Source organism: Gottfriedia acidiceleris, assembly GCF_050457485.1.
In the GTDB taxonomy this organism is placed as follows: domain Bacteria; phylum Bacillota; class Bacilli; order Bacillales; family Bacillaceae_G; genus Gottfriedia; species Gottfriedia acidiceleris_D.
Genome location: NZ_JBCMJM010000008.1, coordinates 167,176 through 189,979, shown reverse-complemented (window position 1 = coordinate 189,979; position 22,804 = coordinate 167,176). Strand labels below are relative to the sequence as shown.

At 34.2% G+C, this 22,804-nt stretch carries 23 protein-coding genes and 1 pseudogene; 22 read left to right on the top strand and 2 right to left on the bottom strand.

What is annotated here, in order from left to right; genetic code table 11:
- Positions 1 to 120 precede the first annotated feature (120 nt).
- Together ABEY15_RS09640 and ABEY15_RS09635 are read left to right on the top strand one after the other, a co-directional pair.
- Positions 121 to 1,095: an LCP family protein gene (locus ABEY15_RS09640; protein WP_429889828.1), complete on the top strand. Its 975-nt coding sequence runs from the start codon at positions 121 to 123 to the stop codon at positions 1,093 to 1,095.
- Between the two features lie 453 nt (positions 1,096 to 1,548).
- The gene (locus tag ABEY15_RS09635) at positions 1,549 to 2,514 is read left to right on the top strand and encodes a LysM peptidoglycan-binding domain-containing protein (protein WP_429889827.1); all 966 of its coding nucleotides are present in this window, start codon (positions 1,549 to 1,551) and stop codon (positions 2,512 to 2,514) included.
- Between the two features lie 57 nt (positions 2,515 to 2,571).
- On the opposite strand, the gene ABEY15_RS09630 is transcribed toward ABEY15_RS09635, so the two are convergent.
- Positions 2,572 to 4,020 (bottom strand): L,D-transpeptidase family protein, encoded by a 1,449-nt coding sequence (locus ABEY15_RS09630; protein WP_429889826.1) that lies wholly within the window; start codon positions 4,018 to 4,020, stop codon positions 2,572 to 2,574.
- 472 nt (positions 4,021 to 4,492) lie between these two features.
- On the opposite strand from ABEY15_RS09630, the gene ABEY15_RS09625 reads away from it, so the two are divergent.
- The 12 genes from ABEY15_RS09625 to moaC all read left to right on the top strand — a co-directional run bounded on the left by ABEY15_RS09625 (position 4,493) and on the right by moaC (position 16,144).
- Positions 4,493 to 5,491, top strand: coding sequence for an NAD(P)H-dependent flavin oxidoreductase (locus tag ABEY15_RS09625; protein WP_429889825.1), 999 nt, complete (start codon positions 4,493 to 4,495; stop codon positions 5,489 to 5,491).
- A gap of 271 nt (positions 5,492 to 5,762) precedes the next feature.
- A complete protein-coding gene (gene fdhF / locus ABEY15_RS09620) occupies positions 5,763 to 8,690 on the top strand; it encodes a formate dehydrogenase subunit alpha (RefSeq protein WP_429890068.1) in 2,928 nt (975 codons plus the stop codon).
- Positions 8,691 to 8,702: 12 nt separating this feature from the next.
- Entirely contained in the window at positions 8,703 to 9,182 is a 480-nt protein-coding gene (locus ABEY15_RS09615) for a DUF1641 domain-containing protein (RefSeq protein WP_429889824.1), read from the top strand.
- A 145-nt stretch (positions 9,183 to 9,327) separates the two neighbouring features.
- Positions 9,328 to 10,119 (top strand): formate dehydrogenase accessory sulfurtransferase FdhD, encoded by a 792-nt coding sequence (gene fdhD / locus ABEY15_RS09610; protein WP_429889823.1) that lies wholly within the window; start codon positions 9,328 to 9,330, stop codon positions 10,117 to 10,119.
- A 48-nt stretch (positions 10,120 to 10,167) separates the two neighbouring features.
- Positions 10,168 to 11,193: a GTP 3',8-cyclase MoaA gene (moaA, locus tag ABEY15_RS09605; protein ID WP_429889822.1), complete on the top strand. Its 1,026-nt coding sequence runs from the start codon at positions 10,168 to 10,170 to the stop codon at positions 11,191 to 11,193.
- 261 nt (positions 11,194 to 11,454) lie between these two features.
- The gene (locus ABEY15_RS09600; RefSeq protein WP_429889821.1) at positions 11,455 to 12,471 is read left to right on the top strand and encodes a molybdopterin-synthase adenylyltransferase MoeB; all 1,017 of its coding nucleotides are present in this window, start codon (positions 11,455 to 11,457) and stop codon (positions 12,469 to 12,471) included.
- A 27-nt stretch (positions 12,472 to 12,498) separates the two neighbouring features.
- Positions 12,499 to 13,788: a molybdopterin molybdotransferase MoeA gene (locus ABEY15_RS09595; protein WP_429890067.1), complete on the top strand. Its 1,290-nt coding sequence runs from the start codon at positions 12,499 to 12,501 to the stop codon at positions 13,786 to 13,788.
- Between the two features lie 40 nt (positions 13,789 to 13,828).
- Positions 13,829 to 14,299, top strand: a complete 471-nt coding sequence (locus ABEY15_RS09590) for a molybdenum cofactor biosynthesis protein MoaE (protein WP_429889820.1) — start codon at positions 13,829 to 13,831, stop codon at positions 14,297 to 14,299.
- Positions 14,296 to 14,532 (top strand): molybdopterin converting factor subunit 1, encoded by a 237-nt coding sequence (moaD, locus tag ABEY15_RS09585; RefSeq protein WP_429889819.1) that lies wholly within the window; start codon positions 14,296 to 14,298, stop codon positions 14,530 to 14,532. Before ABEY15_RS09590 ends, moaD begins: the two co-directional genes overlap by 4 nt.
- A gap of 33 nt (positions 14,533 to 14,565) precedes the next feature.
- Positions 14,566 to 15,060, top strand: a complete 495-nt coding sequence (locus ABEY15_RS09580) for a MogA/MoaB family molybdenum cofactor biosynthesis protein (protein WP_429889818.1) — start codon at positions 14,566 to 14,568, stop codon at positions 15,058 to 15,060.
- On the top strand, positions 15,057 to 15,626 hold the full coding sequence (locus ABEY15_RS09575; protein WP_429889817.1) for a molybdenum cofactor guanylyltransferase: 570 nt from the start codon (positions 15,057 to 15,059) through the stop codon (positions 15,624 to 15,626). Before ABEY15_RS09580 ends, ABEY15_RS09575 begins: the two co-directional genes overlap by 4 nt.
- A 35-nt stretch (positions 15,627 to 15,661) precedes the next feature.
- Positions 15,662 to 16,144: a cyclic pyranopterin monophosphate synthase MoaC gene (gene moaC, locus ABEY15_RS09570; RefSeq protein ID WP_069034221.1), complete on the top strand. Its 483-nt coding sequence runs from the start codon at positions 15,662 to 15,664 to the stop codon at positions 16,142 to 16,144.
- A 40-nt stretch (positions 16,145 to 16,184) separates the two neighbouring features.
- Here moaC and ABEY15_RS09565 read toward each other — a convergent pair whose 3' ends face one another.
- A complete protein-coding gene (locus ABEY15_RS09565; RefSeq protein WP_429889816.1) occupies positions 16,185 to 16,541 on the bottom strand; it encodes a DUF2294 domain-containing protein in 357 nt (118 codons plus the stop codon).
- A gap of 213 nt (positions 16,542 to 16,754) precedes the next feature.
- On the opposite strand from ABEY15_RS09565, the gene mobB reads away from it, so the two are divergent.
- The 8 genes and pseudogenes from mobB to ABEY15_RS09525 all read left to right on the top strand — a co-directional run bounded on the left by mobB (position 16,755) and on the right by ABEY15_RS09525 (position 22,540).
- On the top strand, positions 16,755 to 17,288 hold the full coding sequence (gene mobB, locus ABEY15_RS09560; RefSeq protein WP_429889815.1) for a molybdopterin-guanine dinucleotide biosynthesis protein B: 534 nt from the start codon (positions 16,755 to 16,757) through the stop codon (positions 17,286 to 17,288).
- A 44-nt stretch (positions 17,289 to 17,332) separates the two neighbouring features.
- Positions 17,333 to 17,989, top strand: a complete 657-nt coding sequence (modB, locus tag ABEY15_RS09555) for a molybdate ABC transporter permease subunit (protein WP_429889814.1) — start codon at positions 17,333 to 17,335, stop codon at positions 17,987 to 17,989.
- A gap of 138 nt (positions 17,990 to 18,127) precedes the next feature.
- A complete protein-coding gene (locus ABEY15_RS09550) occupies positions 18,128 to 18,775 on the top strand; it encodes an MOSC domain-containing protein (RefSeq protein WP_429889813.1) in 648 nt (215 codons plus the stop codon).
- Positions 18,776 to 18,942: 167 nt separating this feature from the next.
- Complete coding sequence (locus tag ABEY15_RS09545) at positions 18,943 to 19,719, top strand: hypothetical protein (protein ID WP_429889812.1); 777 nt, start codon at positions 18,943 to 18,945, stop codon at positions 19,717 to 19,719.
- Positions 19,720 to 19,988: 269 nt separating this feature from the next.
- On the top strand, positions 19,989 to 20,600 hold the full coding sequence (locus tag ABEY15_RS09540; protein WP_429889811.1) for a hypothetical protein: 612 nt from the start codon (positions 19,989 to 19,991) through the stop codon (positions 20,598 to 20,600).
- Between the two features lie 382 nt (positions 20,601 to 20,982).
- Entirely contained in the window at positions 20,983 to 21,420 is a 438-nt protein-coding gene (locus ABEY15_RS09535; RefSeq protein ID WP_429889810.1) for a hypothetical protein, read from the top strand.
- A 413-nt stretch (positions 21,421 to 21,833) separates the two neighbouring features.
- Positions 21,834 to 22,007 (top strand): annotated as a pseudogene (locus ABEY15_RS09530) (ADP-ribose pyrophosphatase); the annotation flags it as partial.
- A 107-nt stretch (positions 22,008 to 22,114) separates the two neighbouring features.
- On the top strand, positions 22,115 to 22,540 hold the full coding sequence (locus ABEY15_RS09525; RefSeq protein ID WP_429889809.1) for a DUF6326 family protein: 426 nt from the start codon (positions 22,115 to 22,117) through the stop codon (positions 22,538 to 22,540).
- Positions 22,541 to 22,804: the final 264 nt, after the last annotated feature.

The following is a 22,804-nucleotide window of genomic DNA, read 5'->3' as shown; positions in this document are numbered from 1 at the left end:
AAATACTAAATATGCTGAATAACTCTTAGTTAGTTCACCGTATATAAGTAATGCTTTAAATATTCTCATTCAAGTTAATGGCCCCATACAAATATCTCAAAAGGAGCTCTTGCTAAACAAATGAAAGAAAAGAATAATAAAATCAGAAAAACAAAAAGAAAGTCTCTAAAAATATTGCTATTGATCGTTCTAATTCTTATAGCATTTATTGGATATAAGGGAATAAGAACATATTATAAATTACAGAATGCTACCCAGGGTGAACTTCTTCACTCAAGTTTACGTAAACAAGAAATAAAAGAAACTCAACCTTTTTCTATTTTATTTCTTGGAATTGAAAACTACGCAACAAAGGGTAAAGGTGGTAGAACTGATTCCATCATATTAGTAACTGTTAATCCCAAAGATAAAACAATACAAAAAATGAGTATTCCTCGTGATACATACGTGGAAATTCCAGATCAAAAAAGAAAAACTAAAATTAATGGTGCATATAACAGTGGTCTTCAATCAACTGTAAATACAGTAGAAAACTTTTTACATGTCCCAATCGACTATTATGTTACTGTAGATTTTGGTGGTTTTAAAAATATTGTCGATGAAATTGGTGGAATTGATGTTGATGTCCCATTTGATTTTTGGCAATATACGGATACTAAACCACGTTATAAGGTTTACTTCAAAAAAGGAAATCAACATCTAAATGGAACAGAAGCTTTAGCCTATGCTCGAATGAGAAAGCGCGATCCACGTGGTGATTTTGGACGTGAAGAACGTCAACAACAAGCTATGCTGGCAATTATAGATAAATTAAAGTCTCCGAAAACATTATTTAAAATAGATAACTATGCAAATGTATTTAGTAAAAATGTCAAAACAAATATGAGCTTGTCTGAAGGCTTATACTTATTCAATGACATGAAAGACGCTAATCCTAAAAACATCACGACATTAAAATTGCAAGGAAAAGACGATTATATTAACAGAATTTACTATTATATGCCGGATCAAACTAGCGTAAATGCTATAACAAATAGTTTGAGAAATCATCTTGAGCTTGATAAATTACCAGCTAATTCAATTGAATCAAAATAAGTGCATGTATCATAAATTTTAAAAAAAGAGGTAAATGAGTAAGCATCTCATTTACCTCTTTTCCTTTTTAATTTAATATTCGTTGTTTAACTAAACAACAATTTACTTAAAAAAAATCAACAAATCTACTCAAACAGAGCATTTAAAGAAATAACGCATTGTTGAAATTGTTTATCTATTGTAATTTATGTAATTTCCTTCGTCAGATTTTGTAATAGTCATTAATGAATAAATGGAAGGGCTAAATACCGAGTAGTCCGGGCAATTTAACTTGAATAGAAGTTGAGAACAAGCCATTTTTTTGCTGTTAGCTCAGTAATTTTAGTTAAATACTTGTAATAAACATCCGATGAAAGGAAATGATTTATCATCTCCCTGTTACTTTTTTTGAGAAAAATCTATGTTACGATTAGTGAAAATTAGCAAATAAAGGAACATGGAGGGTAAAAAGAAATGATTAACAAAATTAAAGTTACAACCATTTTAGCAGCTGCTGCACTCTCAGTATCTGTAAGTGCTAATGTGCAAGCTGCTACTGTTGAAGTGAAAAAAGGGGATACCTTATGGGATCTATCACGTGCAAATAATACCACCGTTGAAAATACAAAAATGTTAAACGGGATTACTTCAGACTTAATTCATCCAGGGGATAAACTAATCATTGCACCTGAAAAACATTATGAAGTAAAAAAAGGTGATACATTATGGGATATTGCACAAAATCATGATGTAACAGTATCGCAAATTCAAGAATGGAACAATATACATACGGATCTAATTCAACCAGGATTAAACCTAGTAATTTTTGAAGGCGTAAAAAATATAGCTCATTCAAAAATGACATATACAAATCTTGCAAAAAATTCTAAATCTACTTCAACAGTGAAGTCAGTACAAGAATCTTCAAAGACTGCATCGGCATCAAGAGAAGATGTTCCTAAAACAAAGGAAATTGTACCAGCAACAAAGGAAAGTGCATCAACAACAAAAGAAAGTGTACCAACAACAAAGGAAAGTGCACCAACAACAAAAGAGAGTGTACCAGCAGCAAAAGAAAGTGCTCCGGCAACAAAAGCTGATACATCAACAACAAAAGAAAGTGAATCTAAAACAAAAGATTCGGCTGGATCAAAAGTAATAATAATGGAAGCATCTGCCTATACAGCTTCTTGTAATGGGTGTTCTGGCATTACAGCAACTGGAATTGACTTAAAAAAGAATCCAAATACAAAAGTTATTTCCGTTGATCCAAGTGTAATCCCACTTGGAAGTAAAGTGAATGTAGAAGGTTATGGTGTAGCAATAGCTGGAGATACTGGCGGTGCCATCAAAGGAAATCGTATTGATGTATTTATTCCAAATAAACAAGACGCGATTAATTTTGGAAGAAAACAAGTGAAAGTAACAATCTTAAACTAATCATAAAAAAACACTGAAACGTATATAGGGTTTCAGTGTTTTTGATTATGTTATTTTTTAGTAGATGACTACTGGCTCATATGTGCTGAGATTATCATATACGGTTTTCATTAGACTAGGTGGAGTGTTAACGCAGCCACCCGATCCTGCAGTTAGATAGGCATTGCTTGACCAGTTGCTTCGCCAGCTAGCATCGTGGAAACCTTGTCCGCTGTTTGTGAATGGTGCCCAATAATCGACCTTAACCTCATAGGAACCAAGACCTACATGTGAGCCCCTGAGGGTCGATGGTGTTCGTTTAAAAAGGATATACCAAACTCCTTTTGAAGTATCTTCACCAGTGACGTGTTTACCAGTAACGACATTCGTTGTGATCACCAATTTGCCATTTTTATAAAGCCAAATACGCTGTTCGGCAATCGACACTTCAGCATATGTATCGCCAATTCCATTGTTTGCGGTCGTATTATATCCATAACCTTCATTGTTCCAGCCATTTCCGATAATATGAGTAGGAGAAATCGATTTTTCTCCTGTTTCAAAAGCCTGCTGAACTAGTGTTGATTCTTTATCAACATCTAATGCCCAGCCATAGCCTTCTCCTTTAACCGAGATAACAGATCCTGAATTTGTCTTAAATGTAAAATTTTTATTTAATGTAGATTGAGAATTATTTACTTCAGCAATCTTGTTTTTAAGATTACTAGAGTCAATCGTAACTTTCATATCTTTTGACACAGAAGCATTTTGAATTAATTCACTCGCATTTAAAGAATAAACTTTATCCTGAACTTTATACTGAACTGTACGCCCTAGTAGTTCTTGAAGTTTTTTCTTCTCATTTTTCACAATTTGATTGTCTTCTTTGATTGGTTGTATGTATACAGGTTTTAGACGGATTATACTAGTATATCCTTGTCCATTATAGTCTTTTAATAGACGGTCGATATCATATTGCTCACCGCTAATGCTTTTAGAGACAATAATTTTGCCTTGTTTCAATTGAACAGTCGCATCTTTTGGAGCTTTTAAGCTCTTATTAAGAGTGAGAAGTTTATCTTCAATCTGTTTTTTCATTGTGTCAATTTGATCTTCATCTCGTTTACTCGGCATTAAAGAATAATTTTTTTCTTTTGAAGAAGGAAAAAACGTGCGCTGGTTTTTAACTATTTTTTTAATAGCCGGCAGATCATTTTCCGTAAAGCTCATTTTTGTATCTTTTCCATCCAAGATTTTCTGGTCACCAACATAAACGATGTTTTTAAGTTCGCTAGTTTTTAATTTTATTAGTGCTTGGTCAGCATTCAGTCCACCTAAATTTATGCCGTTTACCTTGATTTGAGCATTAAAATGGTTAGCCCGATAGCTGAACACTATGATGAGCGTAATAATAATAATGATGCCGATCAAAATGAAATGCCAGGGCAAAGACCGTTTAAATGATCTTCCCCTTTGAATATTATTTCCTTTAACATTTAAAGTACTTTCCAAAAAAATTCCTCCCATAACCAAGTAGTCCATCTATCAATGTTTACTGAAATTTAGATTAGAATATTACAATTATATTACATTATTTACTTATATGTGACTATTCTACAATTTTCTTTGGTCGAACTCTGTCACAATTTGTTTAGATGGAGAAATTTTTTCCTTTTTTTATTTTGAACGGGCTAAGAGAAAGTATAGGACTAAAAAGTATAAATTAATTATATTATGGTTCACTGTAATTCTAATAATATTTTTCTATCTACTATTGAAGTAAAAGATTATTAAATTTACGAATCTATTAGTGTATTGAACTTAATAGACTATTTATTTATTATTCACTTTATTATATTTGTATATCAAGTTTATTAGCCTGACTATTTCGTATAGCCTTCAAAAAGCATTTTTGCAGAGACAGAGTTGAAAAGAATAGTTTACTAATGTATCATTATTAACAATCAGAATATTCTGTAAAGAAAAGAGGGACATGTAGATGAGTAAACAAATTCCTGAAAAATGGTGGAGTCAACTGAGGGTGCCAGCTATTTCTGCACCGATGTTTTTAGTTTCTGGTCCTGAGCTAGTAGAGGCAGCCTGTTTAAATGGTGTAATTGGGTCTTTTCCAGCACCGAATGCTCGCCCAATTGAGGTACTTGATCAATGGATGGGGCAATTAAATGATCATCTTGCTTTGGCACGCGCAAATGAGCCGGAGCGTAAAATTGCACCATGGGCAATGAATATAGTCGTTCATAGCTCTTATAGTAGATTACAAGAAGAGCTTGAGCTGTTGAAAAAACATAAGCCTGAGCTTGTCATTACTTCATTAGGCTCTCCAAAAGTAGTAGTTGATATTGTACATAGTTATGGTGGACTAGTATTCTCAGATGTTAGTGATATGAAGTTTGCTAAAAAAGCAGCTGAGGCTGGTGTAGATGGACTAATTTTAGTTGCATCAGGTGCTGGTGGTCATGCTGGTAATTTAAATGGATTTGCGTTCGTTGATAGTGTTCGTACGTTCTGGGACGGCATTATTGTGTTAGCAGGTGGGATTTCAACTGGTAAGAGTATTTTGGCTGCACAAGCTGCGGGCGCTGATTTAGCTTATATGGGAACACGCTTCATTGTTGCAAAGGAAAGCTTAGCAAATGATGAATATCGTCAAATGTTAGTCGATGCAACGCAAGATGATATCGTCCTAACTGATGCATTCTCTGGCGTTAAAGCGAATATGTTAATTCCTAGCATTGTGAAGGCTGGTCTTGATCCTGAAACATTGAAAAAGAAAGATAAAGTCGATTTCGATGGAATGAAAAATGAATCGAATGCGAAGGCTTGGAAAGAAATATGGTCTGCTGGTCACGGCGTTGGGGCAATTACAAAAATCAGTTCAATGGCTGACATTATAGATGAGCTAGAAGAAGAGTATGTTGAGGCAGTAGAAAAACTGAATCGAAATGCTGAGAAGTTAAAATCAACTGTTAATAAATAAAGTAAACATATGTAAGCGTTTTACTTTCATATCGTGAATCTATTGTTTAATTATCACTTTAAGATTATAATTAATTTATTGAGATGGAATCATAGTATGGGAGATGTTATGACTCTATCAATTTAGTAAACAAAAAAATGGATTGGTATGTTAGTACGATTTGCTAATAAACTATTCCACCATGAAAACATTAAACCTATTTATCGGGTAAGTGTATTTCATGGTGGATTTTTTTATGTGAAAAAAGGGGAGGAAAACCGTGAAAAATAACATGGTTACAATCACGATTGACGGGAAAGAAGTAATCGCAAAGCAAGGATCTACAATCTTACAAATCATCAATCAAAATGAAATTAGTCACCCACAAATTTGTTATGTTCCTGAAGTTGATCCAATTCAAACTTGTGATACTTGTATTGTAGAAGTTAATGGTGAACTAAAACGCTCATGTTCAACTGAAGCAATGAGCGGAATGAATATTCAATTGACTTCACCTAGAGCGAAGGAAGCTCAAACCGAAGCAATGGATCGTTTATTAGAAAATCATTTATTATATTGCACAGTTTGTGATAATAACAATGGAAATTGTAAGCTACATAATACGGTTGAAGAAATTGGCATTGAACACCAAAAGTATCCTTATCAGCCAAAGGTAGCTTCTTGTGAAGTAGACTTGACACATCCTTTTTATCGATATGATCCAAATCAATGTATTGCATGTGGACAGTGTGTGGAAGTATGTCAAAATCTTCAAGTAAATGAGACATTATCTATTGATTGGGAAGCTGAACGTCCACGTGTTATTTGGGACAAGGGTGTTTCGATTAATGATTCATCATGTGTAAGTTGTGGACAATGTGTAACAATTTGTCCTTGTAATGCATTAATGGAAAAATCAATGCTTGGTGAAGCTGGTTATATGACTGGATTAAACGATGAGTTACTTGATCCGATGATCGATTTAGTAAAAAAAGTAGAGCCTGGATATAGTGGTATTTTCGCAGTTTCAGAAGTTGAAGCTGCAATGCGTGAAACACGTACGAAAAAGACTAAAACAGTTTGTACTTTCTGTGGTGTTGGCTGTACATTCGAGGTTTGGACGAAGGATCGAAAAATTTTAAAAGTCCAACCTAGCTCTGATGCACCAGTCAATGCAATTTCGACTTGTGTAAAAGGTAAATTTGGTTGGGATTTTGTAAACTCAGAAGAACGAATTACAAAGCCATTAATTCGAAAAAATGGCGTATTTGTTGAAGCGAGCTGGAATGAAGCCCTTGATTTAGTTGCAAGTAAACTTGGTTCCATTAAACAAGAATATGGAAAAGGCTCTGTAGGATTTATTTCTTCTTCGAAAATTACGAATGAAGAAAACTATTTAATCCAGAAGTTGGCACGACAAGTATTTGAAACAAATAATGTTGATAATTGCTCACGTTACTGTCAATCACCAGCAACAGATGGATTATTCCGTACAGTTGGTATGGGTGGAGATGCAGGAACGATAAAGGATATCGCAAAGGCTGGACTAGTTATTATCGTCGGTGCGAATCCAGCAGAAGGTCATCCTGTACTTGCGACAAGAGTTAAGCGAGCACATAAATTACATGGACAAAAACTGATTGTTGCCGATCTTCGTAAAAATGAAATGGCAGAACGCTCTGACATCTTTATTAGGCCAAAGCAAGGTACAGACCAAGTATGGTTGATGGCAGTAACGAAATATATCATTGACCAAGGCTGGCATGACTTAAAATTCATCTATGAGAATGTTCATTTCTTTGAAGACTTTAAAGTTGTACTTGAGAAATATACGCTTGAATATGCCGAAAGTGTAACTGGAATTTCAAAGGAAACATTAATTCAAATAGCTGAAATGATTCGTGAAGCTGATGGAACTTGTATTTTATGGGGCATGGGCGTGACACAAAACACTGGTGGCTCTGATACCTCCGCTGCGATTTCGAACTTATTGCTCGCAACAGGAAACTATAGACGTCCTGGTGCTGGCGCTTATCCGCTTCGTGGTCATAATAATGTACAAGGTGCTTGTGATATGGGTACTCTTCCTGGTTGGCTTCCTGGTTACCAACATGTAACGGATGACACGGCTCGCATGAAGTTTGAAAAAGCGTGGGGCGTTGAAATCGGAGGAAAACCTGGTTTAGATAATATCCAAATGCTTCAATCAATCGAAAAAGGCGAAATGAAAGCAATGTACTTAGTTGGTGAAGATATGGCGCTTGTCGATTGTAATGCCAACCACGTTCATGAAGTTTTATCAGATTTGGACTTCTTTGTCGTACAAGATCTCTTCTTCTCAAAAACAGCGCAATATGCGGATGTTATTTTACCTGCTGCGCCATCACTTGAAAAAGAAGGAACATTTACAAATACTGAGCGTCGAGTACAAAGATTATATCAAGCATTACCAACTCTTGGAGAATCGAAGGCTGACTGGTGGATTGTCCAAGAAATTGCAAACCGATTAGGTGCAAATTGGAACTATCAACATCCAGGTGAAATATTCGCTGAAATGGCAAGTTTAGCACCACTATTCTCACAAGCTAGCTACGAAGTGATGGAAGGCTGGGATAGTTTCCTTTGGGGAAGTTTAGACGGAGCAAGTACACCACTGCTTTATGAGGATGGTTTTAATTTTCCTGATAAAAAGGCAAGGTTTGCTTTAGCTGATTGGATGGAACCTACTGAGTTTGCAGAAGAGTTTGACCTATTAATTAATAATGGTCGTATGCTTGAGCATTTCCATGAAGGGAATATGACGAATAAATCATACGGTATTCAATTAAAAGTACCTGAGATTTTTGTAGAGGTTTCACCAGAGCTTGCGAATGAACGTGGCATTAAAGATGGCTCACTAGTTCGATTAGTATCACCATATGGAGCACTGAAATTACCAGCACTGGTAACTGATCGAGTACAAAAAAATGAGTTGTTCTTACCGATGAATTCAACAAGTAAAGAATCTGCAATCAATTTCTTAACAGGTCCAGCTAAAGATCACCGTACAAATACACCAGCTTATAAACAAACGAAAGTACGGATGGAAGTATTACGTGTAGAAGGTGAAAGTCCGTTGCCAAAGTCGAACCCACGTAATAAAAAGCGCAACCCTCAAACTGGAGTTGAGGTACAGCGTAAATGGGAACGAAAAGGATACGTCCACTTAACGACAAAATAAAGGGGAATAAAGATGGCGCAACCAATCACGACGATTCAAAAATACGTACCAACTAAAGAAGAGCAAAACCAGCAGAAACTAGAGGATTTGAAGCTTTTATTAGCAGAAAATGAAGATTCGTTAAATAAAATTTTAAACATCGTTTCTGAATTAAATGAAACAGGTGTCCTTGAAGCTGCAAATTCAATGCTACAATCTAAAGAGAAAATTACAAAAATTGCTTTAGGACAAATGAACCGCGAGCCAGTCACGAATATCATCAATAATATTATGGGAGCTGCTGGTGCACTTTCAAATGTGGATCCAGAAACAACAACAAAGCTAATCAATTCCGTAACAAAAGGAATCGATGAAGGAAATAAACATCTTGAAAAGGATGACAAGTTAGGAATTTTTGATTTAGTAAAAGTTTTAAAAGATCCTGATGTAAATCGTGCAGTTGGTTTTGGTATTAATTTTCTAAAAGGTATGGGAAAAGGTCTAAAAGAATAATAGAAAAAACAATTTGTATTTAATAGAAAAGAGTTTAATAATAAGAGATGAACCTTTTAATCAAAAAACGAATTGAATGGTTTGTCTCTTAATGAATATTTTTTGAAAAAACCCGATATGTTCAGGAAGAAGGGAATCTTTAACGATGCTACCAACTGAAGTGAGAAGAAGAATTCTCCGCTTTGAAAATGGTGAAACAAACTTTATTGAAGACAGCGTTGTCACAGAATTTCCCGTCACGGTAAAAATCAATGGACAAGAATTCGTTACGATGGTCAGTACCCCAGAATACATTGAGGATATGGTCGTAGGATTTTTAGCATCTGAAGGGGTTATCCGAAAATTCGAGGATATAGAAAACATATGGTTCCAAGAAAAAGAAGGCTTTGTCCATGTAAAAACAAAGAATATTAATCCATATTATAAAGATATTCAGAGTAAAAGATATATTACATCATGCTGTGGAATGAGTAGACAAGGGTTTGTTTTTGTAAATGATGCATTAACTGCAAAAAAAATGAATGAAGTGAATGTTCAACTTTCATTTCAAGATTGTTTTCGATTAATGAAAGAAATGCAACAGTCCGCATTTTTGTTTCATGAAACAGGAGGAGTCCATAATGCTGCTTTATGTGATTTAAATGGGATCGTTTTGAATAGAATGGATATTGGTAGGCATAATGCATTAGATAAAATCTATGGATATTGTCTAAAAAATAATATTCGTATTTCAGATAAAATAATTGTTTTTAGTGGGCGATTATCTTCTGAAATTTTACTAAAAGTAGCTAAAATTGGTTGTGAGGTCATACTGACAAAATCAGCTCCAACAGAATTAGCTCTTCAATTAGCTGAAGAATTAGGTATTACGACAGTTGGATTTATTCGAAATCAGTCACTTAATGTGTATACTCATTCAAAGCGTATTCTGAAATAGAAACTAAAAACAGATCATTATGAAATAAAAAGAAGTGAGGCAATGGTTATGAAAAATGTTGCATTGGATAAACATCATCGACCTTTACAGGATTTACGTATATCTGTTACCGATCGCTGCAATTTTCGTTGCCGTTATTGTATGCCGGAAGAAATTTTTGGTCAGGACTATTCTTTTTTATCACAAGATAAAATACTATCTTTTGATGAAATTGAAAGATTAACGCGTATTTTTGTATCTTTAGGGGTAAGAAAAATTAGAATTACTGGTGGAGAACCTTTATTACGTAAAAATTTACCTAAACTGATTGAACGATTAAATAAAATAGATGGTGTTGAAGATATTGCTTTAACAACAAACGGTACTTTACTTAAAAAGTTTGCAAAAGATTTATATGAAGCCGGTTTAAGAAGAGTGACAGTAAGTATAGATTCTTTAGATGAAGAACGATTTTCATATATGACTGGTAATCGAGGAAATGTAAAGTCTGTACTTGAAGGGATACAAGCTGCTTCTGATGTCGGAATGAAGGTTAAAATCAATATGGTTGTTCAAAAAGGTAAGAATGAACAAGATATTATTCCGATGGCACAATACTTTAAAAAGAAAAAACATATTCTTCGTTTTATTGAGTATATGGATGTTGGAAATTATAACGGCTGGAGGCTCGATGAAGTAGTAGGAAAACAAACAATCATCGATACGATTAATGAAGTCATGCCTTTAGAATTTACAGAAGCTAATTATGTAGGAGAAGTTGCGAATCGATATCGTTACAAAGATAGTGATGATGAAATTGGCATTATTTCATCAGTGACCGATTCATTTTGTTCAACTTGTACAAGAGCACGTATATCTGCAGAAGGAAAATTATACACATGTTTATTTGCAACAAAAGGTTATGATCTAAAAGAATTGGTAAGGTCTAACCAAGATGATGAACAAATAAAAGAAACGATTCTATCGATATGGAATAATCGAACGGATCGTTATTCAGATGACCGATTAAGTAATACGAAAAAAATGAATGATAAATCATCACATAAAATTGAAATGTCCCATATAGGTGGTTAATCATTACCAATAATAGAAGGTTTGGAGTTTATGCAATTTCTGTATAATGCTTTAACTAAAAATTAGAAAGTGATGATTGGTATCTCTGTTCGTTTAGCAGAGAAATTAAGCAGCATTCAGAACTCCTTATATGATGAGGATTTCTTAATGCTGCTTTATTTAATAGAGGGAAAACAAGAAAAGCAGAAAAATTGGTGAGGATACCCGGAGAAAACTTTTTAACTCTTTCGCTAGGTCCTGCTCTTTAATGGAGGATATCTTATGTCAGAACGTTATTCACGTCAGCAGCTTTTTACCCCGATTGGTGAAAATGGACAAGAATTAATTAGAAAGAAACATGTTTTAATTGTTGGGGCAGGCGCGTTAGGAAGTGCTAGCGCCGAGGCACTTGTTAGAGCTGGAATCGGAAAGTTAACTTTAATTGACCGAGATTATGTTGAAATGAGTAATTTGCAAAGGCAACAGCTTTATACCGAAGAAGATGCATTTGAGAAATTGCCGAAAGTAATTTCCGCTAAAAAGCGTCTCCAAAAAATAAATTCAGATGTGAGCATCAATGCGCTAGTAATGGATGCAAGTGCAGATAATATGGAAGTCCATTTGAAGGACACTGATGTTATGATTGATGCAACAGATAATTTTGATATTCGTTTTATCATAAATGATTTATCTCAGAAATATGAAATTCCGTGGGTGTATGGCTCATGTGTTGGGAGCTTTGGTATGTGTTGCACGATTCTACCTAGTAAAACTCCTTGTTTAAATTGTATATTAAAAAGTTTACCAGTACCTGGTGTGACTTGTGACACAGCTGGAGTCATTAGTCCTGCGGTACAATTAGTAGCGGCATACCAGGTAGCTGAAGTATTAAAACTATTAGTTGAGGATTATTCAGCGGTTAATCCAAAATTTCTTACATTTGATTTATGGAATAATCAACATTTCTCCTTTAAAGTGACGAAACTCAAATCAGATGATTGTCCTTCATGTGGAACAAATAGGACGTATCCTTATTTAGCCTTTGAAAATCAAACGAAAACAAGTACACTTTGTGGGCGAAACACGGTTCAAATTAGACCTTCAACGACTAAAAATTACGACTTTGATGAACTAGAAATTCAACTAAAACAACACGGAAAAGTAGTACGGAATCCTTATTTGATCTCTTGTCAGATAGAAGATTATCGATTTGTTGTTTTTCAGGATGGAAGGGTTTTTGTTCACGGAACAAATGATATACAGGAAGCTAAAAAACTATATTATCGTTTATTAGGTTAATAGAGAGAGGAAGAGAGGATGAAAAGAATGGTTGAAAAACGAGTACCACTACCGGTCGAAGAAGCAGTTCGTAAAGTGATGGATTTTGCCAAACACGGATCAAAAGAAATGGTATCAATCGATTTAGCATATGGCCGAGTATTAGCTGATGATATAAAAGCTGATCAGGATATACCTGCTTTTGACCGTTCTCCATATGATGGCTTTGCGATTCGAGCTGAAGATACTATTCTTACAAGTAATGAAAATCCAACAATCTTTGAAGTAGTTGGAGAAATTGGAGCTGGTTCAGTTTTTCCAAATGAAGTAGCTCCATTACAGGCCGTTCGTATTATGACAGGAGCACAAATACCTCAAGGTTGTTCAGCAGTTGTCATGCTTGAATTAGCGAAAGAGATTAAGACTGAAGATAAAACGTTTATTGAGATTAAACGTTCTTATCAAAAAGGCGATAATATTTCATTCCAAGGGGAAGAAACGCATAAAGGCGATATTGTTGTTAAAAAAGGAACTGAAATCAACCCGGGAGTGATCGCTTTACTTGCTACTTTTGGATATAGTCAAGTTCCTGTAGCGAAAAAGCCAGTCATCGGAGTCATTGCGACAGGGAGTGAGTTACTTGATGTCGATGAACCACTTGAACCTGGTAAAATTCGCAATAGTAATTCTTATATGGTTCTTGCTCAAATCCAAAAAGCAGGTGCAATCCCAAAATATTTAGGAAAGTTTAGCGATGATTTGGATACTTGTTTTTTAGAAGTTCAAAATGCGTTAGAGCAAGTTGATATTCTAATTACGACCGGTGGAGTATCTGTCGGTGATTATGACTATTTACCAGATATTTATGCAAGATTAGGAGCTACCGTTTTATTTAATAAAATTGCTATGCGTCCAGGAAGTGTAACAACAGTAGCGCATTTTGAAAATAAATTATTATTTGGTTTATCGGGGAATCCATCTGCTTGTTTTGTTGGATTTGAGCTATTTGTAAGACCGATTATCCAATCTTATTTATTTAACGAAACACCACATTTAAAAAGAGTAAGTGCAATTTTAGGAGAAGACTTTCCAAAACCAAATCCATTTACAAGATTTGTAAGAGGTAAAATTGTTTATCATGAAGGGCAATTAACAGCAATTCCAGCAGGTTTTGATAAGTCTAGTGCCGTATCTTCATTAGCTTATACGGATGCTTTTATTGTTTTACCTGGAGGAACTAGAAAATATGAAAAAGGTATGTCGGTCGACTTATTATTATTAGAAGACCATGAAGGAAGTAAATGGCCATGGCATGATTTCATACCAGCATATAAGTAAAATAGAATGCTATTAATTTAAGAAAAGTGAAGTGGTTTACTTGGAACAAACATTATTTAATATTGTCGATACACCGATTGTTGTTGAGGAAGTTTCAGATAAAGTAAAAAGTAGAAATGCAGGAGCCATTACTGTTTTTATTGGTACAGTTAGAGAGCTAACAAAAGGAAAAAAGACTTTGTCGTTAGAGTATCAAGCATATGAATCAATGGCCGTAAAAAAACTTGCCCAAATTGGTGATGAAATTAAGCAAAAATGGCCGGAAGCAATTGTTGCGATTACTCATCGAGTTGGAAGATTAAAGATTAGCGATATAGCCGTTGTGATTGCAGTTTCCTCTCCGCACCGTAAAGTTGCTTATGAAGCAAATGAATATGCAATCGAACGAATTAAACAAATCGTTCCGATCTGGAAAAAAGAGTTTTGGGAAGATGGTACAATGTGGATTGGTGACCAATTAGAAAATACACCATACCAAGAAGGAAAATCAAGTGTGGAGGAATCAAAATGATTAAAGTTTTATTGTTTGCTCATTTACGTGAGAAAGCTGGAACTGATGAATTGACAGTAATCGATAAGAATGGAATAAACGTAAAAGAGTTAAAATACTGGCTTATGACTAACTATGATTTACCACAACTGAATCAGATTATGACTGCAGTAAATGAAGAGTTTGTAACGGATGATGAAATTGTAAATGATGGAGATACTGTGGCATTTATTCCACCAGTAAGTGGGGGCTAATGGACTTTATAGAGCTTGAAAGGAGGTAGAATGATGCATAAGCATAATGAAAAAGCGATTGTTAACGCTGCGGTTTTAACAGTTAGTGATACTAGAACTGTTGAAAATGACGAGAGCGGTAAACTAATTAAAGCTTTATTAGACGAGCAAAAACATATCGTCCATGATTATAAAATCACAAAAGATGAAATAGCATTGATCGATTCGATTGTTAGATCATGGAGCGAAGATGAAACGATTCAAGTTATCATCATAACTGGTGGTACTGGGTTTACGAAAAGAGATGTTACATATGAAGCAATTTCAAAAATGCTCGATAAAGAAATGCAAGGATTTGGAGAACTATTTCGTTCATTAAGTTATACAGAAATCGGTCCTAAGGCTATGTTTAGTAGAGCAATCGCAGGTAGCTTTCATGATAAAGCGATCTACGTAATTCCAGGTTCAAAAAACGCAGTAAATCTAGCAATGACAAAACTAATTCTACCGACATGCCAACATTTTGTGGAAGAATTAAATAGGCAATGAACATAGCTGGCGTCGTTTTAGCAGGTGGAAAGTCATCCCGTTACGGTAAACCAAAAATGTTTGAAACGTATAAAGACAAATTATTGTATGAATATAGTGTAGAAGCCTTAAAGGAAAATTCGATTTCACCGATTATCATTTCAACGAACGAAAAACTAGCTCCGTATTTTAGTAAAAATGATTTAGACTTTGTCATAGAAGGAGAAGCCAAAGAATACCAAGGACCTTTGTATGCGATGTACAATGCATTTTCCAACATACCAAACAAAGACTGGTATTTTGTCCTAGCCTGCGACACACCTTTTATTACAGCTGACTTTGTAAAAAACATGATCGAAAGGGCAGCAAATACAAATGTTGATGCAATCGTTCCAATCCAGTCCGATAAACTTCAACCACTATTCGCGCTCTATCATCGAAATTGCATCGGAAAAATGAAAGAGATCTTAGATAAAAACATTCGAAAAGTACAGTTATTATTCAGTGAAGTAAATGTAATGACTGTTCAATTTTTAAGTGACGATCTCATCTTTAAGAATATAAATAGTCCGATTGACTGGATTTAATTTATCAAATTTAAGACTTACCTGGAGGTACTCCCATGAGTGAATTTTCACATTGGAATGAAGAAGGAAGACCTAAAATGGTCGATATATCAGACAAAGACATCACTACAAGAGTTGCAATTGCACAAAGTACAATTTCGATCTCAACGGAATTATATGAAGCAATTCAAAATGGATTAATTAAAAAAGGTGATCCATTAAATGTTGCACAAATCGCTGGAATTATGGGAGCTAAAAAAACTTCTGACATTATTCCAATGTGTCACCCAATCGCACTTTCAGGAACGGACTTTACATTCGAATATGTAGAGGCACCTAATGGATATGATTTAATCATTCGTGCGACAGTGAAATGCAGCGGAAAAACTGGAGTTGAAATGGAGGCACTTACAGCTGTAAGTGTAGCTGGCCTTACATTTTATGATATGTGTAAAGCCGTTGATAAAAGTATGGTCATAAAAGAAACGTTTTTAGTTCAAAAAAAAGGTGGTAAAAGTGGCGACTTTTTCCATAAATAAGATCGGAACATAAGCTTAATTGATTAGAAGCATCTACGATCTATTCAATTAAGTTTTCCAATTTTTTATCAAAGACAAAAACTGAAATCGCAATATCTTCTTCAACTTTCATATCCGAAAAAAGATTGATAAACTTAGCATCAACGATTTCTTCTAACTTTACTGGATGATTTTTCGCATATACATCTTGAATCATCTTAGTTCTAGCATTATGTACGATATCACGCCCTTCAGAAGTTTGAGCGATAAATAGCTCAGTAGGTGTCAGATTTCCATACAAAGTTGAAACAGCCATATTTTCAACAAAAACAGTATGGATTCTTTCAGGGCCTTTACCAAATAATTCTTTACGCAGTTTTCGTATATAGTCATTAAATTCATGGATGACTTTAGACATTACATATACCCCTTAAATTAATTCTGTTTTTCTTATCATAAAACAATGATTATAAAATTTAAAGGAAAAAACTTTTAAAGAACAACTTCTAAAGACTTTACTAAACTGCTCCACCATCAATACAAGAATCGATTAAATTGATTTTTGTATTAATGGTGTTTTTTCAGTAGGCTCCTTATAATAAAAGTATTTAATAAAAAGGAATTGAGAGCGATGAAAAAGAACTATTCCATTTTGCAAATTGTAGGCTATCAAAATAGTGGGAAAACAACACTTACTAAAAAACTCATTAAAAAGGCCAATCAAAAAGGATTATTAACTGCTACTATAAAACATCATGGTCATGGCGGTGCGCCTGATGTAGAAATAGAACACAAAGACAGTAGTCGTCACTTGGATGCAGGAGCAATCGTTTCTAGTGTTGAAGGTGATGGAGTCTTACAATTAAGAACAAATTTTATTAATTGGGATTTAAAGAAAACAATTGAATTATATCGCTTTTTTTCAACAGATATTATTTTTATTGAAGGTTATAAAAGGGAAAGTTACCCAAAAGTAGTATTAATAAGAAGTGAGGATGATCTAAATTTACTAAGGTCATTAACGAATATTATCTGTGTGATCAGCCATTTTGAGATTGAAGAGGGTAGATTAAAAGATTATCAATATTTCCATCTTTATGATGAAGAAAATTATTTAGATTTCTTGATGAATGAAATGTCAAAAGGTAATTTCATAGAAGATTAAAAAAATAGATGAAAATATGGTTTATTTTGAAATGAGGAATTTAATTGATTGAAGAGTTTTTAATTCCCCTTAAGATTTCCCTTAAGGTTACGATCGTGGCAGGATTTATCGTTATTATTTTAGGGACTATAGCTGGAAGAATTCTCTCTATGAAATCCTTCAAAGGTAAGACACTTCTAGAAACAATTTTAATGTTACCTTTAGTTCTTCCTCCTACAGTTGTAGGATTTTTACTATTAGTCATTTTCGGAAGACAAAGCTTCATTGGAAAAATGATCGAATGGTTAGTTAAACAGCCAATTGTTTTTACATGGTGGGCCGCTGTAATTGCATCAATTATTGTAGCGTTTCCGCTTATGTATCAATCTGCAAAAACTGGATTCCAAGGTGTAGACAATGAGATTGAAGAGGCAGCTCGAGTTTGTGGAGCAAGTGAATGGAATGTTTTTTTCTTGATTTCAATTCCACTTTCATTAAAAGCCATTATCTCAGGAAGTATATTAAGCGTTGCAAGAGTACTAGGGGAATTCGGTGCTACACTTATGTTTGCAGGAAACATACCAGGAAAAACACAAACTGTCCCGACGGCAATTTATTTAGCAATAGATGCTGGAAATATGAAAATGGCTTGGTTATGGGTGCTTTCAATGGTCTTAATTTCTTTTATTATGCTGTTAGTCGTACAGTTGAAACAAAAATGATTTTGCAGAATGGTATTGTCTCAAATTAGTATATAATGCTGTATGTAGGATGTTTTCCTTTTTATTCCAAAATTTTAGTTTACATAAAATAAAACCCAGTTTTTCAATTAGAAACTTAAAAATGAGAGGATGGAAGGTATGGCAAATAAAGTTGAGTTAATTAATCTTGCAGTAGGATTACCGAGTAAAATGGAATACGGCGAAAACAAAGAAATGATAACGGGGATTTGTAAAGAAGGAATAGAAGAAGTTTACTTATCAAAAGAAGGCTTTAAAGGTGATGGAGTAGCTGACTTAAAACATCACGGTGGGCCCGATCGAGCTGTATGTGTGTACCCATATGAACACTACGCACTTTGGGAAAAAGAGTTTAATATAAATTTACCACTTTCAGCATTCGGAGAAAATATTACTGTCACAAATATGTTAGAAAAAGACGTATGCATTGGCGATGTCTACCAAATTGGCGATGCAATTATACAAATTACTCAAAGTAGAATACCATGTGACACAATTACAAGGAGAACAAATGTAGCACTTAAGAGAATCGTAGAAACTGGTTTTACAGGCTACTTATGCCGAGTATTAAAAGAGGGAACAATCAGAAAAGATTCAGAAATAGAATTAATTGAAACTCAAAAAAATAAAGTTTCGGTTCTTAATTGCAACAAGATTTATTTCCATGATCCCAAAAATGTTGAAGGAATAAAAGCGATATTGGAAGTTCCTGAGTTAGCTGAGGATTGGAGAATTCGGTTAAGTAAGCGTTTGGAGAGTTTAGTTTAATATTTTATTATAACAAGTTGGAAGTCGCTTTAGTTGGAGCGGCTTCTTTTTTATTAGGGTCTATTAAAATATATTGTTGATATTCTTATTTAACTAAATGGCAGTTTAGTTGAATAAGGAATGATATAATAAAAGTAGTTATTTAAATGAATTGAGGTATATGTTTATTGAAAAAGACATCACATTTCAAGAAGATTATCATATTAATTACTTTATTACTTTTATCCTGTTTATTACTGGTTAAGTGCAATATACCAGATAACGAGAGGGATCAAATTTCTATTAAAAAGCTAAACCTAAAGTATGTTAAAGAAAATGATCCTGATTTTTTTATTGAATCAATACGAGTGAACAGTAATGACAAACGTTTAGGTAATCAAGTTGAACTAAAAAGTGCGGATTACGGATGGATGTTAGATTTATTGTTAGAAAATAAGAAAGAAATTTACAATGAAAGAAAACCGAATACATATAAAGTAAGGCTAACTTTTATGGAATATGGTTGGACATTTGAACACGAAACGAGCCCATATGACGGTAAACAATCTACATTTTATATTAGTCAAAAATTGCAAAAACAGTTTATCCAGCAGTACTTAGCTTCGTATCCTAGAAATATTATTTTAACTAAAAAGAAATACAACTGGGATGAAAAAATCGAAGGGAAAATAACCATTGCAAAATACACTTCGCTTGATCAGGGCTTAATTCTTGCATTAAGTGGTAATGACGATGGTGATGATTCAGAATTTCCTATTAAAATAGCTGATTTATTCCCTCAAAACACAAAATCAAATGATGAGGTAATAACGATTCCATTTAGTTTTAAGTTATCTGATTATCGAAAGAAATTGAGAGATAGTAATCAAGTTTATATTGAATTAATAAGTACTGACGGTACGCTGGTCTATGTTGATGACAAAGTACCTTTAAGAACAAAATAATATATTCTTGTTCAACTAACGCATGCATTAGTTGAACAACAAGATCGACTATTTAGTCGATTTTTTTATTCAACAAAATGGCAGATTAGTTGCTTAAGGAATGAATATGATGAGAATTATGTTTTGAATTTGAAGGTTATTTTTAATCAAAAGATAAATAGACTTTTAAGTAGAATTTAATAGATAATCAATGTTGGAGCTTCAAAAAATTTGCTTGAGTACCTTGAGTTTCACCATAATAGTTAAATAATAAGAGAGGTAAATAATTTATGGAATATCCAATCATGGAACCACCATTTGAAATAAAATCTTTTAGAGAATTAAGTGCTAAAGAATCGAAAGCACTTTTAAATTGGTTTGAGAGTCAAATACCTATAAGGCTAGATTTATTACAAAAAGCAATAAAACATACGACCGATGATTCAAATGAATTTCTTAACTTTAGTCCTTTATCATTGATACCATTGTGGCGTTGGTTCTTAGGTCAAATTGAAATTAAGGAAAAGACACAAGAAGAGATCATCATCGAGAAATTGAATATTCCTGAACAACTTCGAAACATAATTGAAATAGAGACTCAAGAATTAAGTGTTGGAACACAAATTCTTGCTATGGATATTGCAATTTATACTGCTGAGGTATTAATAAGAAATAATTCAGAAATAAAATGGGGAAGAATTAGAAAACCCAAGAATTCTATAAATGTAAATCGTCCTGTTCTAATTAGTAATTCGTCTAAGGTGGTCATAAACCCGACTAATCAAATTAGCAATCTGACAGAGCAAATGGTGGAAATTGGAAATACTAACGAAGCAATACTTAAAGAAAAATATGAATCATGGGTTTATTTTTTCAGTAATAACCATTTAAAAGAATATTGAATAACTTTTATTAAATTTTAGAAATGTTGATTATTGCAAAAGAAAAAGGCGTTAAATTCAAAATAAAAACAACTATAAATAATCAAAAGTTGTTCAACTAACGCATGCGTTAGCCAACCATGAATCGATTATTCACCACAGTGAATGGAAGTTTATAACTTACTTCCATAGTAGTTGAAGATCACGAGTCACAAAAGTGGCTCGTTTTTTATTGAACAAACTTGCAGGATTGTTCAATAAGAAATCTGCTCTAAAACTAGGATATTGCATAGCTCACCCATTTTAATTAATTGGAATAGTTATCCAATTTATAAATAGAACATAAAGTATAAGAGCTTTAATTTTTTTTGCTTTATCAAGTTATTAATAAAGGAGATGAAAAATGAATACTAAACAGAATGAAAAAATCAACGAAGTGTCGTTGTTTCGCCTTTATTTGCTGAGGGCGCTGTATCTTCTTGTAGTCGTGGGTCTCGCTACCGTGCAATGGCCGGAAGTAATCCATCAGTTAATCCATCCGGATAAATCCTGGGAACTAATGGAAGGAGTGGTTGCCTGCATGCTGACCTCCTTTTCTCTTCTGTCAATCCTTGGGCTGAGGTATCCACTGCAGATGATACCCGTGCTTCTGTGGGAATTAGTATGGAAAACAATCTGGCTGATAATCGTTGCGTACCCTTCATGGTCATCTGGTCAAATGGACGATGCTACCAAGGCAAATGCCACATTCTGCTTGATAGTCGTGATTTTTCCTTTCGTCATACCTTGGCGCTATGTTTTTAACCACTACTTAAAGAAGCGCGGAGATCGGTGGCGCTGAAGTAGGATGATTATGTCTCAGTCCAGATGGGAAAATAAGACTGATCTTGAAATAAGAAAATACCTTTTAAGTATCTTAAAAGGTGGACTCGAATTAATGTTAAAGCGTTTGTAAAAAGAGGAATATGAAGTAAAAGAAATCGAACTATGGGAAGATTTAGATAAAGTTTAAAAGAATTTCTCACGATCTAACGCATGCGTTTATTACTTAAGAGCAAATGAACCGATTTTTGAAATTGAGGGCCAAACGGCTGAATTAGAAACTAAAAATAGTTACAATCCCAGAACAACGTAATAATCTTAAAAATGGATGAAATATAAGATTATGAAATCATTTAGTGCGCACAATAGTATCCTTAGGTATCCCTCCAGGTTCATAAATTTGAGGTATTGCTATCATCAATGCGATTGATATTTGACGAGAAGAATTTTGTGCGCAAGATCACATCAACCCAAAGTCGCAAGGGTATCATTGAGGAGGTGAGGGATCATAAGGGCGATTTGAAGAAATCGAATGAATACTCACAAAGAGCTACACAGTTGTATCGCTTTTCCGAAACGGAGCCAAGGTTGTCTCTATATCAATAAATAAATTCTTCGTAGGATATGCGAAAATATTGAATTATTATGGTTATCGTAAAATGACGTGGAATATAGGGATTACAACTTTTAATTTTATGAATGGAGATTATAATATGAATACACAAAATAAAGCACAAAATGCACTGGAAGACATCAAAGTCAGTTCGAAACTGAAGATTGCTGCGCTGTGGGCGAGTTTTATGTTTCTCTATATTTATGTTGATTATTTCCACTTATATATGCCGGGCAAAATAGAAGATATTCTGGCAGGAAAAGTATTTACATTTGACATTTCATATGTCTTTCTATTGATAGCACTGATTTTTGTAACAATTCCAGCTCTTATGATTTTCCTTTCTGTTGCCCTGCCGGCTAAAGTAAATCGCCGGGCAAATATCATTATTGCCGCGGTGTATATTCCCTATATGTTGTTTAATTTGGCAGGAGAGGCTTGGGCGCACATGGTGTTTGGCGCTGTTGTAGAAGTCGCTCTTCTTTGTCTAATTATCAGGTATGCATGGAAATGGCCTTCTTCGTAATAAAATGTAAAAATGCTACGCCCCTGAAATTACTTTGACCTATATTCCACGTCATTTTACGATATAACCCGGAAATTGCTGAATATTTCGTTGCAGTAGAGCACACATCACGGAATTCGAGAGCACCTTTCTCGGAGATATACGGCTGTGTCAGATACACCCTAGTCACGTAATCTCTTGGGATGCCTGGGATTGTGGCAGGGGAGGGGATTGGATCTCCCTTTCTCTTGCTCTATTCTTCGAACATGTGGAAGGTGTGCATCA

Excerpts from the sequence above, each read along its gene's own strand:
- ABEY15_RS09640 (WP_429889828.1), top strand. The coding sequence starts at position 121 with ATGAAAGAAAAGAATAATAAAATCAGAAAAACAAAAAGAAAGTCTCTA.
- ABEY15_RS09625 (WP_429889825.1), top strand. The coding sequence starts at position 4,493 with ATGAGTAAACAAATTCCTGAAAAATGGTGGAGTCAACTGAGGGTGCCA.
- fdhF (WP_429890068.1), top strand. The coding sequence starts at position 5,763 with ATGGTTACAATCACGATTGACGGGAAAGAAGTAATCGCAAAGCAAGGA.
- fdhD (WP_429889823.1), top strand. The coding sequence starts at position 9,328 with ATGCTACCAACTGAAGTGAGAAGAAGAATTCTCCGCTTTGAAAATGGT.
- ABEY15_RS09550 (WP_429889813.1), top strand. The coding sequence starts at position 18,128 with ATGGCAAATAAAGTTGAGTTAATTAATCTTGCAGTAGGATTACCGAGT.
- moaD (WP_429889819.1), top strand. The coding sequence starts at position 14,296 with ATGATTAAAGTTTTATTGTTTGCTCATTTACGTGAGAAAGCTGGAACT.
- ABEY15_RS09525 (WP_429889809.1), top strand. The coding sequence starts at position 22,115 with ATGAATACACAAAATAAAGCACAAAATGCACTGGAAGACATCAAAGTC.
- ABEY15_RS09595 (WP_429890067.1), top strand. The coding sequence starts at position 12,499 with ATGGTTGAAAAACGAGTACCACTACCGGTCGAAGAAGCAGTTCGTAAA.
- ABEY15_RS09575 (WP_429889817.1), top strand. The coding sequence starts at position 15,057 with ATGAACATAGCTGGCGTCGTTTTAGCAGGTGGAAAGTCATCCCGTTAC.
- moaA (WP_429889822.1), top strand. The coding sequence starts at position 10,168 with ATGAAAAATGTTGCATTGGATAAACATCATCGACCTTTACAGGATTTA.
- ABEY15_RS09535 (WP_429889810.1), top strand. The coding sequence starts at position 20,983 with ATGAATACTAAACAGAATGAAAAAATCAACGAAGTGTCGTTGTTTCGC.
- ABEY15_RS09615 (WP_429889824.1), top strand. The coding sequence starts at position 8,703 with ATGGCGCAACCAATCACGACGATTCAAAAATACGTACCAACTAAAGAA.
- ABEY15_RS09635 (WP_429889827.1), top strand. The coding sequence starts at position 1,549 with ATGATTAACAAAATTAAAGTTACAACCATTTTAGCAGCTGCTGCACTC.
- ABEY15_RS09540 (WP_429889811.1), top strand. The coding sequence starts at position 19,989 with ATGGAATATCCAATCATGGAACCACCATTTGAAATAAAATCTTTTAGA.
- ABEY15_RS09580 (WP_429889818.1), top strand. The coding sequence starts at position 14,566 with ATGCATAAGCATAATGAAAAAGCGATTGTTAACGCTGCGGTTTTAACA.
- moaC (WP_069034221.1), top strand. The coding sequence starts at position 15,662 with ATGAGTGAATTTTCACATTGGAATGAAGAAGGAAGACCTAAAATGGTC.
- ABEY15_RS09630 (WP_429889826.1), bottom strand. The coding sequence starts at position 4,020 with ATGGGAGGAATTTTTTTGGAAAGTACTTTAAATGTTAAAGGAAATAAT.
- ABEY15_RS09600 (WP_429889821.1), top strand. The coding sequence starts at position 11,455 with ATGTCAGAACGTTATTCACGTCAGCAGCTTTTTACCCCGATTGGTGAA.
- ABEY15_RS09565 (WP_429889816.1), bottom strand. The coding sequence starts at position 16,541 with ATGTCTAAAGTCATCCATGAATTTAATGACTATATACGAAAACTGCGT.
- mobB (WP_429889815.1), top strand. The coding sequence starts at position 16,755 with ATGAAAAAGAACTATTCCATTTTGCAAATTGTAGGCTATCAAAATAGT.